This is a genomic window from Kitasatospora sp. NPDC085895, from assembly GCF_040702125.1.
Classification (GTDB): Bacteria; Actinomycetota; Actinomycetes; order Streptomycetales; family Streptomycetaceae; genus Kitasatospora; species Kitasatospora arboriphila.
Window position 1 is genome coordinate 19,157 of sequence record NZ_JBFBJY010000085.1, and the last position, 16,302, is coordinate 35,458.

Annotated in this window: 14 protein-coding genes; 9 read left to right on the forward strand and 5 right to left on the reverse strand. The window is 74.2% G+C overall.

All coding sequences use genetic code 11. The features are described 5' to 3' along the window. Window positions 1-517 precede the first annotated feature (517 nt). From rfbA to AB0442_RS34780, 5 genes are all read left to right on the forward strand, one after another. Window positions 518-1,453, forward strand: coding sequence for a glucose-1-phosphate thymidylyltransferase RfbA (gene rfbA, locus AB0442_RS34760; RefSeq protein ID WP_366167583.1), 936 nt, complete (start codon window positions 518-520; stop codon window positions 1,451-1,453). Between the two features lie 568 nt (window positions 1,454-2,021). Then, a complete protein-coding gene (locus AB0442_RS34765) occupies window positions 2,022-2,483 on the forward strand; it encodes a hypothetical protein (RefSeq protein ID WP_366167571.1) in 462 nt (153 codons plus the stop codon). Then, entirely contained in the window at window positions 2,468-2,845 is a 378-nt protein-coding gene (locus AB0442_RS34770) for a multicopper oxidase domain-containing protein (protein ID WP_366167572.1), read from the forward strand. Before AB0442_RS34765 ends, AB0442_RS34770 begins: the two co-directional genes overlap by 16 nt. Then, window positions 2,764-3,261: a hypothetical protein gene (locus AB0442_RS34775; RefSeq protein WP_366167573.1), complete on the forward strand. Its 498-nt coding sequence runs from the start codon at window positions 2,764-2,766 to the stop codon at window positions 3,259-3,261. Before AB0442_RS34770 ends, AB0442_RS34775 begins: the two co-directional genes overlap by 82 nt. After that, entirely contained in the window at window positions 3,258-3,638 is a 381-nt protein-coding gene (locus AB0442_RS34780) for a multicopper oxidase domain-containing protein (RefSeq protein WP_366167574.1), read from the forward strand. The genes AB0442_RS34775 and AB0442_RS34780 overlap by 4 nt, the downstream gene beginning before the upstream one ends. Window positions 3,639-3,903: 265 nt before the next feature. Here AB0442_RS34780 and AB0442_RS34785 read toward each other — a convergent pair whose 3' ends face one another. From AB0442_RS34785 to AB0442_RS34795, 3 genes are read right to left on the reverse strand one after another with little or no spacing between them, the layout of a single operon-like run. After that, complete coding sequence (locus tag AB0442_RS34785; protein ID WP_366167575.1) at window positions 3,904-4,683, reverse strand: ABC transporter ATP-binding protein; 780 nt, start codon at window positions 4,681-4,683, stop codon at window positions 3,904-3,906. Continuing rightward, window positions 4,680-5,750, reverse strand: a complete 1,071-nt coding sequence (locus tag AB0442_RS34790; protein WP_366167576.1) for an iron ABC transporter permease — start codon at window positions 5,748-5,750, stop codon at window positions 4,680-4,682. Before AB0442_RS34790 ends, AB0442_RS34785 begins: the two co-directional genes overlap by 4 nt. After that, window positions 5,751-6,830 (reverse strand): ABC transporter substrate-binding protein, encoded by a 1,080-nt coding sequence (locus AB0442_RS34795; RefSeq protein ID WP_366167577.1) that lies wholly within the window; start codon window positions 6,828-6,830, stop codon window positions 5,751-5,753. Window positions 6,831-7,109: 279 nt separating this feature from the next. On the opposite strand from AB0442_RS34795, the gene AB0442_RS34800 reads away from it, so the two are divergent. Next, window positions 7,110-7,766, forward strand: a complete 657-nt coding sequence (locus AB0442_RS34800) for a DUF4360 domain-containing protein (protein ID WP_366167584.1) — start codon at window positions 7,110-7,112, stop codon at window positions 7,764-7,766. A 154-nt stretch (window positions 7,767-7,920) separates the two neighbouring features. On the opposite strand, the gene AB0442_RS34805 is transcribed toward AB0442_RS34800, so the two are convergent. Continuing rightward, a complete protein-coding gene (locus AB0442_RS34805; protein ID WP_366167579.1) occupies window positions 7,921-9,114 on the reverse strand; it encodes an ROK family transcriptional regulator in 1,194 nt (397 codons plus the stop codon). A gap of 174 nt (window positions 9,115-9,288) precedes the next feature. Between AB0442_RS34805 and AB0442_RS34810 the strand changes: the two genes are divergently transcribed. After that, on the forward strand, window positions 9,289-9,552 hold the full coding sequence (locus AB0442_RS34810) for a hypothetical protein (protein ID WP_344623908.1): 264 nt from the start codon (window positions 9,289-9,291) through the stop codon (window positions 9,550-9,552). Here AB0442_RS34810 and AB0442_RS34815 read toward each other — a convergent pair. Next, on the reverse strand, window positions 9,530-10,813 hold the full coding sequence (locus AB0442_RS34815) for an MFS transporter (RefSeq protein WP_366167580.1): 1,284 nt from the start codon (window positions 10,811-10,813) through the stop codon (window positions 9,530-9,532). The genes AB0442_RS34810 and AB0442_RS34815 overlap by 23 nt on opposite strands. Before the next feature lie 94 nt (window positions 10,814-10,907). Between AB0442_RS34815 and AB0442_RS34820 the strand changes: the two genes are divergently transcribed. Continuing rightward, a complete protein-coding gene (locus AB0442_RS34820) occupies window positions 10,908-11,663 on the forward strand; it encodes a helix-turn-helix transcriptional regulator (RefSeq protein ID WP_366167581.1) in 756 nt (251 codons plus the stop codon). A 119-nt stretch (window positions 11,664-11,782) separates the two neighbouring features. After that, on the forward strand, window positions 11,783-16,255 hold the full coding sequence (locus tag AB0442_RS34825) for a hypothetical protein (protein WP_366167582.1): 4,473 nt from the start codon (window positions 11,783-11,785) through the stop codon (window positions 16,253-16,255). The last annotated feature ends 47 nt before the right edge of the window (window positions 16,256-16,302 follow it).

Genomic DNA, 16,302 nt, shown 5'->3' on the forward strand with positions numbered 1-16,302 from the left:
ATCCACGAACGAACCCGGGAGCGGCAGCGGCATCCTGGGCCGATGTTTTGGATTCATGCCGTGTCAACGATTGCGAGCACGATGGGTGCATGCGGCATATGGGCTTCATTAAATAGTCCGGAACCGCTGCGCTGCCCCAAATTCCCCGACGTCCGGCGGGCCGGGTCGCGCCATAGGATCGGCACACCCGACTGTGATTGATGGATCTGCCGCTCTATTGACCGGCAAGACGCTCGGATAAATTCCCCAACCGTCGGCCGCGACCACCCCGCACCCGCTACCGCCAAGGCGTTCGCTCGCTGCTCGCCGCCGTGTCCGCAGCGGGATCGAGTCGGTTCGCAACGATCGGCCGCGCAGCCTGGAGGGAACCTCGTCGCTCACTGTTCGGCATTGTCGCTGCCCGGAAAGAACCCGTCGCCACTCTGCAGATACGTTACGCCCGAAGGCATCCGGCAAAGGAGGACATCCCGGCGGCGGGTCCGGACCGCCTGCCGGAAGTTCCGCTATTCTGGTGCGCATGCGTGGAATTCTGCTGGCCGGCGGCACAGGCTCCCGGCTGTGGCCCCTGACCCGGGCGGTCTCCAAACAACTCCTCCCGGTGTTCGACAAGCCGATGGTCTATTACCCGCTCTCCACCCTGGTGATGGCAGGCATCGACGAGATCCTGATCATCACCACGGCGGAGGACCAGCCCCAGTTCCGCCGGCTGCTCGGCGACGGCTCGCAGCTCGGCCTGCGGCTGGAGTATGCAGTGCAGAAACGACCGGAGGGCATCGCGCAGGCGTTCGTGCTGGGCGCGGGTTTCATCGGGGACGAGTCGGTCGCGCTGATCCTCGGCGACAACATCTTCCACGGCAGCGGCCTCGACACCCGGCTGGCACAGCACACCGACCCCAAGGGCGCGCTGGTCTTCGCCTACCCGGTGGCCGACCCGACGGCGTACGGCGTCGTCGAGTTCGACGCCGACGGCTGGGTGCTGTCCATCGAGGAGAAGCCGGCCGTGCCGAAATCCCGGTATGCGGTGCCGGGACTGTACTTCTACGACAACCACGTGGTCGAGATCGCGCGCGGCCTGCGACCCAGCGCCCGGGGCGAGTTGGAGATCACTGCGGTCAATGACGCCTATCTGGAGGCGGGTGCGCTTCAGGTGACGAAGCTCGACCGCGGCACGGCCTGGCTGGACACCGGGACCTTCGTCTCGATGGTGCAGGCATCGGAGTTCGTCCGGGTCATCGAGGAGCGACAGGGCTTCAAGATCGGCTGCATCGAGGAGGCCTGCTGGCGGGCCGGCCTGATCGACGACGCCCGACTCCGGCTGCTCGCGCAGCCGTTGCTGAAGAGCGGATACGGCCAGTACCTGCAGGACCTGCTGGCACAGGACACATGCCAGCCCTCGTCGACATCTGTGCCCGGATCGCGACCGTCGGCTTCGGCGCGGGCCACTCATCGCTGATCCGGTATCTGGGTACGTCCCGGTCTCCAGGCGATCGGCAGGTCGCCGGCGTTGGACCGACCGGATTCGCGCCCGGTGGGACTGCGGTCGCCCCGCGGACCTCGGACGAGCACCGCGGGAAGCTTGTGGGGTCAGCAGCGACAGACCGGTTCGGAGACCAAGCAGTGTTTGAGGGTGAAGGAGTTGGAAGGGTCGCCCTCGTGGGTCGACGAGGTCGGCGGGCGAGTTGCCAGACGCGTGATTGCCGTCGACGGTGTTCCGGGTGTTGGGAACGCCGACCAGACTGTGGAAGAAGACGACGCCGCCGGACATCGGTGAGTCGCCGACGTTGTCGCGGACCTCGTTCTGCGTGACCGAGACGTCGTCGGCGCCGGTGGGGAGGGTGCCGGTGCCCTGCATGTGCGAAAGCCCGGTGTAGGGCACGCAGTACCGGTTGTCGGCGGTGACCCGGTTGCGGGTGGCGCGCAGCGAACCGGCCCGGGGCACGGTTTCGTCGCCGACGACGAAGACGCCTCCGCAGTCGTCCCGGATCTCGTTCTGCTCGACGCCGAGACTACGCAGGCGGCGGATGGCGACGCCGATCCGGTTCCCGGTCAGGCGGTTCCCACTCACCACGGTGCCGCCGGTGTCGATGGCACCGCTGCCCTTGCTGTCCACGACGTTGGCGAGGAAGATTCCGGACTGGCCGTTGCCGGTGGACTCGTTGCCGACGATCACGGCGCTGCTGGCCGCTCTCATGTCGTCGCCGCTGCTGACGGCTGCCCGCTCCACCCGCACATCACCGAGGACACCACCCGACCCGACAGCCACCGACAGTGCGGCGCCCGACGCCGACGGGCCCGCCGGATACCGGCGCCTGCCCGTCCCGTCGCCGGCCGACTCCCGTACCGAGAACGGCGTGCGGTGGTTCACCCTGGGAGCACGCACCGGCAGCACCACCATCGTGGCCGGCCGCACCACCGCTACTCCCGGGACATCCTCGGCCCGACACTGCGCGTGCGCACCGGCGAAACCGTGGACGTCCGAGTGACCGACGACCTGCCAGAGACCACCTCCATCCACTGGCACGGCATGCACGTGGCCGCCCGCTTCGACGGCGGCCCCCACCAGCCCATCGCCCCGGCAACGACGTGGGAGCCCTCCTGGAAGGTCGCCCAGCCCGCGGCCACCCTCTGGTACCACCCTCACCCGCACGGATCGACCCAGGTCCACACCTACCGCGGACTGGCCGGCCTCGTTCTCGTCGACGACGAAACCAGCGACGACCCCGGCCTGCCCCACGGGTACGGCATCGACGACCTCCCCCCATCGTGCAGGACAAGACCCTCAATCCGGACGGCATACTCGACGAACGTGACGACGAAGGCAGCGGACTGCTCGGCGGCACCGTGACCGTCAACGGGATCGGCGGGGCCTGGGCACCGGTCGCCACCGAGCGGATCCGCCTGCGGATCCTCAACGGCTCGACGATGCGCGTCTACAGCTTCGGCCTCGACGGCAAGAGCGAGTTCGAGATGGTGGGCTCCGACGGCGGCCTGCTCACCGCACCCGTCCGGCTGCGCCGCCTCGCACCCACCCCCGGAGGACGGGCCGAGATCGTCGTCTGCCCGCAGACCGGCCAACCGCGCGCCCGCGCTCCCTCCCGACCAGCACGCCCGGTAGGAAGAACCGCGGCGAAGCCCTCGGCGCCCCGAAGAGCGAGGAAGTCGAGGTTCTGCTCCTCCAGCCCTGGGCGCAGTTGCACCCCGGCGTGGCAACACCCTTGGCGCTGGCCGAGGTGCCGCCGGCCCACACGGCCGCAGCGGTGAACCGGGCGTTCGAACTCGACGGCAACACGATCAACGGCCTGCCGATGGACATGGAGCGGATCGACGTCACCGCCACCGTCGACGTCCCGGAGGTCTGGACGGTGACGAACACCCACAACCGGGTGCACAACTTCCACGTCCACGACAACCCCTTCCAGGTCCTCGACGTCAACGGCGGCCCTCCCCCACCGGAACTGGCCGGCTGGAAGGACACCGTCTCCGTGCCGCCCTCGGGCGCGGTGCGCCTCGCCGTGGTCTTCCGCGACCACGCCGACCCGCAGAACCCGTACATGTGCCACTGCCATCTGATGCGCCACGAGGACGACGGCATGATGGGCCGGTTCGTGGTCGTCGGGCAGGACCACGGGTCCGGCTGAGCACGCGTCCGGCCGCTCGACCCGCCGGCTTCCCGACGGTGCATGCGATCCAGGACCCTGCTGACCCGGTCCCGGTCGAAGCTCGTCGCAGTGGATCCCGACACGACGGCCCGTGCGCCGTGCGACGTGGCGGCACGGTAGCCGGGGGGATCGTGCCGAGCTGGCGCGTGCCGCCGTCATGACCGCCCTCGCCGGGAGCCACGGCGCGGCGAGCGCCGTCAGGCTGATGGTCCGGTTCGACGAGTGAGCACTGTCGTCGCCCCCTTCAGCGGCCGGCCCGGGCCCGGTGGTCGAAGGCGATCAGCGGATCGCCGGTGAGCGGGTGGTCGACCACCGCGGCGCGGACGCCGAAGACCTCGGCGAGCAGCTCGGCCGTGAGCACCTCGCGCGGCGGGCCGGAGGCCACCACGGCCCCGTGGTGCAGCACGTGCAGGCGGTCGCAGAGCGAGGCGGCGGCGTTGAGGTCGTGCAGCGAGATCAGGGTGGTGCGGCGGCGGGCCCGGAGCAGGGCCAGCAGGTCGATCTGGTGCTGCACGTCGAGGTGGTTGGTCGGCTCGTCCAGCACCAGGACCTCCGGCTGCTGGGCGAAGGCCCGGGCCAGCAGCGCGCGTTGGCGTTCGCCACCGGAGAGCGAGGCGAAGCCGCGGTGTTCGTGGCCCTGCAGGCCGACCTCGGCAAGGGCCTCGGCGACCAGCTCGCGGTCGGCGGCGGACTCGCCGGCGAAGGCCCGCTGGTAGGGGGTGCGGCCCAGCGCGACCATCTCGCGGACGGTGAAGTCGGCCTCCGCGCCGCGTTCCTGCGGCAGGGCGGCGATCCGCCGGGCGGCCTCGGCGGCGCCGAGCGAGCGCAGGTCGCGGCCGGCGAGCAGGACCCGGCCCGCGTGCGGCCGCAGGTGGCGGTAGACGGTGCGCAGCAGGGTGGACTTGCCGCTGCCGTTGGGCCCGACCAGGCCGACGGTCTCGCCCTCGGCGGCGAACAGCCGGGCGCCGGTGAGCACCTCGTGGCCGGCCAGCCGGACGGTCAGGTCCTCGATGTCGATCCTCATCGGTGCTCCGGTCGTCGGTCGAGCAGGTACAGCAGGACGGGCGCGCCGAGCAGCGCGGTGACCACGCCGATCGGGACCTCCTGGGTGGCGAGGGCCGTCCGGGCGAGGGTGTCGACGGCGGTGAGCAGCACGGCGCCGGTGAGGGCGGCGAGCGGCAGCAGCCGCCGGTGGTCGCCGCCGACGAGCAGCCGGCAGACGTGCGGCACGAGCAGGCCGACGAAGCCGATGGCGCCGGAGACGGCGACCATCACGCCGGTCAGCAGGCTGGTGACGGTGAAGAGTTCGCGGCGCAGCCGGGCGACGTCGACGCCGAGGCCGGTGGCGGTCTCGTCCCCGACGGCCAGTGCGTTCAGCGCCCTGGCGCGGGCCTGCAGGTGGACGGCGCCGAGGGCGACCGCCGCGCAGGGCAGCGCGAGTTGGCTCCAGGTGGTGCCGCCGAGGCTGCCCATCAGCCAGAACAGCACGCCGCGGGTGCGCTGTTCGTCGCCGGCCTGCAGGACGAGGAAGCTGGTGAACCCGGCGAGGAACTGGCCGATGCCGATGCCGGCGAGCACCAGCCGCAGCGGGGCGAAGCCACCGCCGCGCCGGGCGATCGTCCAGACCAGGGCGAAGGCGGTGAGCGCGCCGGCGAAGGCCGCGCCGGAGAGGCCGAGTCCGAGGCCGGCGCCGGCCGCGGTGCCGAGCACGGTGACGGCGACGGCGCCGAGGGTGGCGCCGGAGGAGATGCCGAGCAGGTAGGGGTCGGCGAGCGGGTTGCGGACGAGGGCCTGGACGGCGGTGCCGACGAGGCCGAGTCCGGCGCCGACGACGGCCGCCAGCAGGGCGCGGGGGGCGCGCAGTTGCCAGACGATCAGGTCGCGGGTGCCGGGCTCCGCCGGGCGGCCGGTGAGGTGGCGGGCGACGATGCCCCACACCTCGGCGGGCGGCACGTCCACCGCGCCGAGCGAGACGGCGAGGGTGAGGGCGACCGCCAGGGCGAGCGCGAGGGCGACCGCCACCGCGCCGGTGCGCGGGGGCGCGGACCTTCGGACGGCCGGGGCCGCGTCCGGTGCTGCGGTGGCGGCCATCTAGCGGCCTTCCACGGCGAGTCCGGGGTGGACGGCGTGGGCGACGGCGAGCACGGTGTCGGCGTTGCGGACGCCCGCGATGGTGGTCACCTCGGAGCCGATCCGGACGAAGTGGCCCGCACGGACGGCCTTCAGCTCCCGGGTCGCGGGGAAGTCGCGGAGGAAGGCCTCGGCCTGTTCGTAGGCCTTGCGGGTCTCGGCCTCGCTGCCGCGGTTGCGGACGCCGAGCTGGATCCAGTCGGGGTCGGCGGCGACGACGTCCTCCCAGGAGACGGGCTTGAAGGTGCCCCGGCAGTCGGCGAAGACGTTGCGGGCGCCGGCGAGGGTGATCACCGCGTTGGCGACCTGGCGGCCGCAGGCGGCCATCGGCTGCTTGGTGCCGGCGTCGGCGTCGAAGAAGAAGTAGGAGGGGCGGCGGTCGGCGGGGACGGCGGCGAGCGCGGTGCGCACGGCGCCGACGGTGCGGTCCATCCCGGCCACCAGTTCCTCGGCGCGGGCCGTGGTGCCGGTGATCGCGCCGAGCCGGCGGATGTCGGCGGCCACCTCGGAGAGGTCCTGCTGCGGGCCGGTGAGCCGGTCGGCGCAGGCGGTGGAGTGCAGCTGGACGTGCTTGATGCCGGCCGCGGCGAACTCCTGCTCGGTGGGGGCGGCGCCCGTCGCCCCGCCCATGGCACCCATCGAGGCGAAGGTGTCGACGTACAGGTCGGCGCCGGAGCCGAGCAGCTTCTCCTTGGCGATGACGGCGCGCCCGAGGACGGGGACGGCGGCGGCGCGCTCGGCCAGGTCGGCGGGCATCGTGCCGGTGCCGGGCGGGAATCCGGTGCCGATCACCCGGTCCCCGGCGCCGAGCCGGAGCAGCATCTCCAGGGCGGCGGCGTTGCTGGTGACGATCCTCCGGGGCGGCGCGTCGAAGACGGTCTCCACGCCGGCGCAGTCGGCCGCCCGGACGGGGAATCCGCCGGTGGCCGCGGACGGTGCGGCGGAGCCGGTGCCCGCGGCGGGGGTGCCGCCGCCGCTCGCGCAGGCCGAGGTGAGCAGGGCGAGGGCGGCGGCCAGGCCGCACAGGGCGCGAGCGCGCATGGTGGTCTCCGGATGGTCCGTGCTGCGGGGCGGCGGTTGCCGGCCCGGTGCAGGTAGTCGGACGGATCCGGCCCGCGGTTCCGGCGGGTGCGGGGATTGCGGCGCGGGGTCGCGGCCGGCGGGGGCGGTCCGCCGTTCGTCCACGCTCCGTCAGGGATTCCTGACGGAGCGTCGCCACCCCTCTGTACGCGGGGCGGATGTCGTGGTGACATGTACGCGACAGACCGCCGGAGCGGAGTCCCGCCCGGCGGCCGTGCACGATCGGAAGGAAACGCCTTGATCGTTCGCATGCTCGTCGCCGTCGGCGCCACCGCCGCCTCGCTGGTCGCCGCCCCCGCGGCCTCGGCCGCGGCGCCCGCCGGCCCGTGGACCACCCCTCCGCCGCCGGACAAGATCGTGATCAACGTGGCCACCGTCAACGGCTCCGGGTGTCCGGCCGGCACGGCCGCCGTCGCGGTCTCCCCCGACAACACGGCCTTCACCGTGACCTACAGCGATTACCTGGCACAGGTGGGCGTCGGCTCCAAGCCGACCGACTTCCGCAAGAACTGTCAGCTCAACCTGAACGTGCACGTGCCACAGGGCTTCACCTACGCCATCGCCTCCGCCGACTACCGCGGCTTCGCCCACCTGGAGCGCGGCGCCGTCGGCACGCAGAAGGCCAACTACTACTTCCAGGGCTCGCCGCAGACCACCTCCAGCAACCACCAGTTCAAGGGCCCGCTGGACGACAGCTGGCAGGCCACCGACTCGGTGGACGTGGCCGCCCTGGTCTTCGCGCCCTGCGGCGAGCTCCGCAACTTCAACATCAACACCGAGCTGCGGCTCAACGCCGGGACGTCCGACACCGCCAAGACCACCAGCTTCATGACGATGGACTCCACCGACGGCGACATCAACACCGTCTACCACCTGGCCTGGAAGACCTGCCCCTGACCCTGCCGCACCACCACGACTCCCGCCCGGTCCCACCCCCGGCCACCGTCGGGACCGGGCGGGCCCGCCCGACAGCAGGGGGCTCCGAGGAGAGCCGGCGCCCCCTGCGCCCGTCCGTCCGCGGGCCGCCCGGCGACAGGGCGGCCCGCGGCCGTCAGGCGACGGTGCGGCGGCTCTCGGCGGCGGTGACCAGGGCGCCGTGGAGCTCGGCGCGGACCCCGAGGGTGCCGGCGGTGATCTCGACCGCGTCGGCGACCGCGGGCTGGGCGTAGCGGTCGACGGACTCGCGGACGCCCGTCACCAGGGGCGTGCCGGCCTGGCCGAGCTCGCCGCCGATGATGATCGCGGCGGGGTTGAGGCAGTTGACCAGGTCGGCGAGGACGCGGCCGAGGGTCCGGCCGGCGTCGGTGATCACGCGGGCGGCGGCGGGACGGTCGCCGAGCTCGTCGAGCGGCGGGATCTCCTCGGGCACGTTCCCGCGGTCGGCGCTGGCCAGCACGTGGGTGAGCCGGCGCCGGACCTCCGCGACGGAGACGACCGTCTCCAGGCAGCCGCGGTTGCCGCAGCGGCACCAGCTGGTGGCGCCGGGCAGCTGGATGTGGCCGATCTCGCCGGCCAGGCCGGTCGCGCCGCGGTAGAACTGGCCGCCGAGCACGAGGCCGCTGCCGACCCCGTGCGAGGCCTTGACGTAGATGAGGTCGTTGAGACCGCGGCCGGCGCCGAGGGCGCGCTCGCCGCGGGCGCCCATCTCGGCGTCGTTGGCGACCGCGACGGCCATCCGGAGGCGGCGGGCGAGCTCGGCGGCCGGGTCGAGGCCGATCCACTTGGCGAGGATGGTGGGCGCGCGGACGGCCCGGGTGCGCAGGTCCATGGCGGCGGGGATGCCGGCCGCGGCCGCGCCGACGGCCTCCGGTCCGCAGCCGGCCTGGCGCATCGCCTCGACGGCGAGGTCGGCGGCGGTGTCCAGGGCGCGCTGCGGATGGTCGTCGATGTCGAGCAGCGCGGTGGCCTCGCCGAGCACGGTACCCTCGCCGGTGCCGACGGCGGCGGTGATGTGGGCGTGGCCGAGGTCGAGGCCGAGGACGAGCCCGGTGTCGCGGCTGAGCGCGACCACGGCGGCCGGGCGGCCGCGCCCGGTGACCGGGCCGGTGGGGGCGGGCTGCTCGGTGACGGCGCCCTCGGCGCGCAGGTCGGCGACCGCGCTGCTGACCGCGGACCGCGACAGGCCGGTGAGCCGCCCCAGGTCGGAGCGGCTGAGCGCGCCGTACTCGGCGAGCACGGCGAGCAGGGCGGTGCGGGTGCGCAGCCGCCGGGCGGAGAGGGCGGCCGACTCGTGGAGGTCGCTCATACATGCACCGTACTGGCTCCCGAACGAATTCATCCGCCGGACGGAATATTTACTCCACATCTCGTCCTCTTGACGGACATATTTCACCCTCATACGGTGATACGGATCGCACAGGTCCGAACGCCACGGAGCTCCAACGCCCGTCACGTCCGCACGGGAGAGGAAGCACGTCCGATGACCAAGAGGTCCCGAGCGGCATCGCCGCACCTGTTCCGCTGGCGGGTGGAGATTCCGCACCAGTCCGGTGACACCGGGCCGGACGGCACGCCCGACACCGGTGTCCACCTCTTCATCGTCGACGCCTCCGAGGCCGACCACGCACTGGAGCAGGCACTCGCCCGGGCGGAGTCCGAGGACGCCCGCCGGCACCGTCGCCACACCCCGCTCGCGGTGGACCTGCACCGGGTCTCCGTGGTCAAGCTCTGCCACGTGGCCTGAACCGCCCGCCGAAGCGCCCGGCCCGCCCGGCCGCGCCCGGCTCCACCAGCGCGTACGCCAGCAGCAGACCGAGCAGCGGCACCGCGCACAGCGCCGCCAGCACGCCCTGCGGCCCGTGCGCCCGGGCCAGCAGCCCCAGCAGCGGCCCGCACAGCCCGCCGGCGCTGACGCCGAGCCCCAGCGTGACCCCGGCCGCGGTGCCGGGGCGGCCGGGCAGGTAGTCCTGGCCCAGCTTCACCATCACCGCGAACGGCACGTTGAGCGCCGCCCCGGTCAGCACCGCGAACAGCAGCGGCAGCAGGCCGCCCGGCGCCAGGCAGAGGCCCGCCAGTGCGGGCACCGTGGCCGCGGTGCCCAGCCGCACCGCGGCCACCGCGCCGATCCGGTCCGCGAGCCGGCCGCCGAGCAGCGTCCCGGCGACACCGCCGCCGAGGAAGCCGGCCAGTGCCGCACCGGCGAGCGCGTGCGAGGCGTGCAGGTCGCGCAGCCAGTGCAGCTCCAGGAAGGTGCTGACCCCGAAGAACACCACCGACCGCGCCACCTCGACCCCGGTCAGCACCAGGAACGGCGGCCACCGGTCCGGCCCCGCCGGTGCGGCCGCGGCCGTCGCGACGGCCCGCTCCCGCTCCCGCTGTCGCTGCCGGTGGCGCAGCAGCACCCAGCCGGTGATCAGCGCGGGCGGCACGAACAGCACCGTGGACCGCACGCCCCAGGCCGCCAGCACCGGCGTGGCCAGCACCGGGGCGAGGAAGAAGCCGACGCTGCCGCCCGCCGCGAACACGCTCATCGCCGTCGTGCTGCCGCCCGCCGCCTCCCGCGCGGAGCGCCCGGCCGCCGGGTGGAACATCGCCACCCCGAGCCCGGACAGCAGGACCAGCAGCCAGACCGCGGCGTACGAGGACACCAGCCCCGCCGCACCGAGGCCGACCCCGGCCAGGGCCACGCCGAGGGCGGCCGCCCCGCCGAGCCGCCAGCGGTCCACGGCCAGTCCGACGAAGGGCTGCGGCACGGCGCTGCCGACGGTGGCCGCCATCGCGAGCCCGCCGACCGCCACGTAGTCGTAGCCCCGGTCGAGCGCGAAGTACGGCACCACCGCGGGGACGAGGCCCTGGTAGAAGTCGTCGACGGCGTGCGCGGCGCCCCACAGGCCCATCCGCCGCCAGACCCCGCCGGACTCCGGCGGCCCGGCTGCCGCGGATGGTCCGGGTGGCGCGTGCGCCGCTCCGGCGGCGCTCCGGTGCGCGGTGTCGTCCAGGGTCATCCCGCCTCCTCGGTGGCTCTCCGGCGAGCGTTCGCCGGCAGTGACCAGCCTGGCCCGCGGCACCGGGGACGGGCTTCCGATACTCTGCCGATCCATGTCGCCAACCCGCCAGGAACTGACCGGCCCGACCCGGCAGCCGCTGGCCCACCGCGAGCGGATCGACTGGCACTTCCACACCGTCAACCAGCTGGTCTGCCCGGGTCGCGGCGTGCTGGAGGTGTCCACCCCGCAGGGCAGCTGGGCGGTCCCCGCACACCGCGGGGTCTGGCTGCCGGCCGGCGTGCCGCACGCCCACCGGGCCCACGGGCCCAGCGAGTTGCGCAGCCTGAGCTTTCCCGCCGAGGTCAACCCGCTGGCGCTGGACCGGCCGACGGTGCTGGCGGTCAGCCGGCTGCTGTGGGAGGTGGTCGAGGTGATGAGCGGTCCGGAGCCGCCGCAGGGCGAACAGTTCCGCACCCTGGAGCGGGTGGCGCTGGACCAGCTGTGCCGGGCGCCCGCCCTCGGCCTGGAGCTGCCGACGCCCTCGGACCCGCGGCTGCGGGACCTCGCCGACCTGCTGGCCGCGGACCCGGCCGACGACCGGACGCTGGCCCGGCTCGGCGCTGCCGTGGGCGCGTCCGAGCGCACGCTGAGCCGGCTGTTCCGGCAGGAGACGGGCATGAGCTTCCCGCAGTGGCGGGCGCAGCTGCGACTGCACCGCGCGCTGACCCTGCTGGCCGCGGGGCACTCGGTGACCTCGGTGGCGGCGGCCTGCGGCTGGTCCTCGCCGAGTTCGTTCGTGGAGTCGTTCCGGAAGGCCTTCGGCACCACCCCGGGCCGCCACCAGCGCGAGGGCGGCCCGCTGCGCTGAGGGTGCCGCGCCCGCACTCGTACCGCCCGCCCGAACGCCGGATCGAGCACCCGGGACCAGCCCGGACCAACCGGGCGAACCCCTGGTCGGCGTGCCTGCTGCGTGAAAGGATCACGGGCATGCCCTCGATCCCCGCTCTCCGCTCGTGGCTCCGGACCCTCCCCGCGGACGAGGTGCGAATACTGGTGGCCCGTCACGAGGCCGCACACGGACCGGATTCCGTCCGGTACCGGGGGCAGCCGGTGGCCAAGAAGGCGGCCACGGACTCGGGCACCCACCTGTGGGTCGTCAAGGCGCCCGCCGGGCTGCTCGCCGCACTCGCCGACTGCGGCGCCTCGATGGCCGCGATCGAGCTGCGCCACCGGGGGTTCCCGGTGGCGGCGGTGCGGTCCCCCGACCTGGACGGGCTCGGGGCGATGATGGGCGCGCTGCCCGCGCCGATGGCCGGTCTGGCCCTCCACGGCCTGGCCCTGCGCCCGGAGTCCGCGACCACCCGGCTGGTGCGCGAGAACTGGCAGGACTTGTGGGAGCGGGCCCTGACGCCCGCCGAGGACCTCACCGAGGAGGGGCACTTGGCGCTCCATCACACGGCGCCCGCAGCACGGCCGGTGGCCGAGGACGTGCAAACCTCGACGGACGCCACCGGATCCGGCGTGGAGCAGGTGGAGCAGGACGTCCAGCGGCTGCGCACGGACGGCGCGGCCCTCGCGGACCGGCTCGACACCGCGGCCGCCGGGATCCGAGCCGGACTCGGAACGGCGGACCCGGCCCTGGCCGAGGACGTCGCCGGCTGGCTCGCCGACCGTGCGCGCACGGCCGGGACGATCCGCGCGCTGGACCCCGACGGCACGGGGTGGCCCGCCGAGGACACCTACGACACGGTGGTGCGGATCGTTGCGTCCGTGCGCGAGGCGGAGGAGCGGCAGGCGCACGAACGCCGGGCGCTGCTGGCCGAACTCGTCGAACAGCGCGAGACCCACGCCAAGTACGTGGGCCTGCTGGAGCAGGAGTCGTTCCTGCCGGCCCGGGAGGGTCTGGAGCGCGTCGTCGCGGACCTGGCGAACCGGGTCCGGGAGACCGAGGAGCGACTCGGGCTCGCCACCGGCGGCCTCCCGTCCGCGGCGGCGGCGCCCGGTGAGCGACTCGACGACCCGGTGGAACCGTCGGCCGGTGCCCCGGCGGACGCCGTGCCCGCGGCCGACGAACCGGAGCCGCACCCGGAACCGGAGCCGGAGCCGGAGGACATCGCACCGGAGAGCACGGCCCCGGAGAGCGCGGCGCAGGTGGACGGCCCCGCCGCACCGGAGTCCCCCGCCGGCAGCACCACCGGGACCGACGAGAACGCCGGGAGCACCGGCCTCGACGAGCCCGCACACGCCGGGACGGTGGACACCGGGCCCGCCGGGGAGGCCGGGGAGGCCGGGCAGCCCGGTCCGCTGCGGCGCAGGACGGAGCCGCCCGCCGCTCGGCCCGAGCAGGACGCCGGGCCGACCGGTCCCGGCGGGGCCGCCGAGCCCCTCGGGGCCGCCGGTTCCGAGGAGTCCGACGGATCCGCGGACACCGCCGGGCCGGTACCGGTGGCCGACGTGTGGACCAGCGGGAACGACGGCCCGTCGGCGGTCGAGCGGCTCATCGCACAGGACCGCTTCGCCGAGGCGTACTGGACCACCAGGGCGGCCGGCGAGTCCCAGCACCGCGTCCAGACCCTGGCGTTCGCCCACGCGGCCTTCCACCTGCCGAACGCCCAGGCGGCGTTCGAGCTCCAGCTGCAGTCCGAGGGTATCGGGTTCCCGGCCGCGTCCGAGGACCGTGAGGCGTACCTGGTCGCGCTGGCCGCCGCACTGCGCAGCGGCCTGAGCGCGGGCTGGGCGCCGCCGCTGGTCACCGAGTTCGCGCCGCTGCCGGGCCTGCCCCAGGTCTGGGCCGACGTGCTGCAGCACCTCGTCGCCGAGGTCCGCCAGGGCTTGACGCTGGCGGCCGGGGAGGTGCTGCGCGCGTCCGCGGCCGAGCCGGCCGTGCACCGCGCCGAGATCGGCGACCGGGCGCGGCAGCTCCAGGAGGACCTGCCGCAGCGGACCATCACCCTGCAGCGCGGCACCAAGGTGCTGCAGACCATGTGCGCCCGCGACGGGCGGCTCGGTCTGACGCTGCGCCTGGTCCAGGAGTGGGCGGCGGGCCACGCGGACGAACGCGCGCTGGCCGAGGACATGGAGCAGCACTACCAGCGCGCCGACGCGGCGGACCGGCTCATCGACGCCACCGACCGCGCGACGCGCTCGCCGAAGCAGGGCAAGGAGAGCATCCACTCGACGGCCAGGGAACAACTGCGCAACCACATCAAGACGGTGGTGGACCTGCTGCGCGAGGCGCAGACCGTGGCGGCGCTGCCCCAGCACGGCCGCGGCCGGGAGGTCGGTGCCGGACTGATCCAGGCGGTCGCGGAGGCAGGCCGCGCCGAGTCGGTGCCGGGTCCGGGCGGCGCCGCCCTGCGGGTGCTGGTGCGCTGGCTCGGCGGCGAGTCCAAGACGGTGGCGCGGGAGGACGGGCTGACGCCGTCGGCCGACTGCCTGCTGGCACTGCGCGACCTGGCGTGGCTGGACGACGGCGACCGGCCGCAGCCGCGGCTGGACGGGGCCGGAGCGGCCGACGCGCTGGCCGGCCTGCTCGAACCGGTGGACGTGCCGGCCGCGCTGCGGGCGCACCTCGACCGCGGTGACGTCCACCTCGCCCGTCTGCTGCTCACCGTGGCCGGCCAGGGCCGCCTGCACGGGACGGGCACGCCCGAGGCCGGTGAACTCGAACTGTGGCAGCAGCAGGTGGAGGACTCCGCCGCGGTCTGGCGCGAGCGGGTGGAGCGGCGGCGCCGGCAGGCCGAGTCGCTGTTCGCGCAGATCCGGGTGCAGAACCTGCTGACCCCGCAGGTCGAGAGCGAACTCTCGGGCCGGCTGGTGGACCTGCGGCGCGAGGAGCCCGCCGAGCGGTTCGGGGGCCGGGACGCCGACGTCCGGTCGCTGGCTGCGGAGCTGCGTGCCCTCGTCGTCCAGAAGACCGCGGAACTGCGCGAGCAGCTCGCCGAGTTGCCGCTCGACACGGACTCCGTCGCCCGCATCTTTGACCTGCTGGACGTCGACGACGTCGTCACGGCGGAGGAGCTGCTCTCCTTCGCCCGCCAGGGCCGCGCGCTGCCCGAGCGGCAGAGCGACAAGGGCGTCGAGCTGGACGAGTTCCTCGCGGGCATCGCGCACCGCGACGCGCCGGCCGCCGGCGGCACCGGCGTGGGCGCGCGCTGGTGGGCGTCCCACTACGCGGCCGGCCGGTCGCTCGCGGAGGCCACCTCGGTGGCCCTCGACTCCTGGGAGGCGCTGGCGGACCCGCGCAAGCGCAGCAACGCCTACCAGAAGCACGTGGGCAGTGTGCTGCGGCTGCTCGGCCTGACGGCGACCCAGGTGGCGCTGGACGAGGCGGACCGCAGGGACTGGAGCGTGATGCGGCTGAGCGTCCGCGCCGACGTCAGCGAGAGCCTCCCCGGGTACGTCGCCGCGCTGGGCTCGCAGGCCCACCGGTCGTACCGGGTGCTGCTGATCTCCGACGAGCAGCGCGGCGAGGGACCGCTGCGGCACCTGCCGGAGTCGGCGCAGGGCGCGCACATCATCCTCTACCTGCAGCCGCTGGGCGTCGAGGGCCGTCGCAGGCTCGCGCAGCGGTCCCGCAACCGCCCGCAGCAGGCGATCGTCGTGGACCCGGCGGTGCTGGGCTGGATCGCCGCCCGCGAGCCGCGCTCGTTCCGCGCGGTGCAGCGGGTCACCCTGCCGTGGGCCGGCTACGTGCCCTACGCGCCCTACCTCGCCGGGCGGGTGCCGCCGGAGGTGTTCAAGGGCCGTGACACCGAGAAGAGCGCCATCATGGGCCGGGAGGGCAGCCTGTTCCTCTACGGCGGACGGCAGTTGGGCAAGTCCTCGCTGCTGCGGCAGGTGGTGGACACCTTCGAGCGGGACAACCGCGAGGACCACGTGGCGGTCTACATCGACCTGCGCACGGCGGACATCGGGCACGCCGAGCCGCCGGAGCGGATCTGGGGCGTGCTCGCGGCCGAGCTGAAGCGGCGCGGCCTGCTCGGGCCGCGGCTGTCCGAGCGGGCGGACGGCGACACCATAGCCGCGCACATCCGGCAGTGGATCGCGGACAAGCCGACCCGTCGCGTCCTGGTCCTCGCGGACGAGGCGGACGCCTTCCTGAACGCCGACGCGCGGCCGGTGTACACCGAGGGCGGGCAGTCCACGTTCCGCACGGTGATGCGGCTGCAGCAGCTCATGCAGGACACCAACCGCGCGTTCAAGGTGGTGTTCGCCGGTCTGCACCAGGTGCAGCGCTTCAACCGGCTCACCAACGTGATCACCGCGCACGGCGGTCCCGGCATCCTGGTCGGTCCGCTGGTGCCGAAGTCGGCCGTCGAGCTGGTGGTCGAGCCGCTGGCCGCCGTCGGCCTGTTCTTCGAGTCCCCCGACCTGGTGTGGCGCATCCTCGCCCTCACCAACTACCAGGCGAACCGTGCGACACGAGGTCGCTCCAGAGAAGTGAGTGCAGCTGCATGAAGGAGGTGCCGAGCGGCTGAACTTCGGGCCAGTGTCCAGGGCCCGTC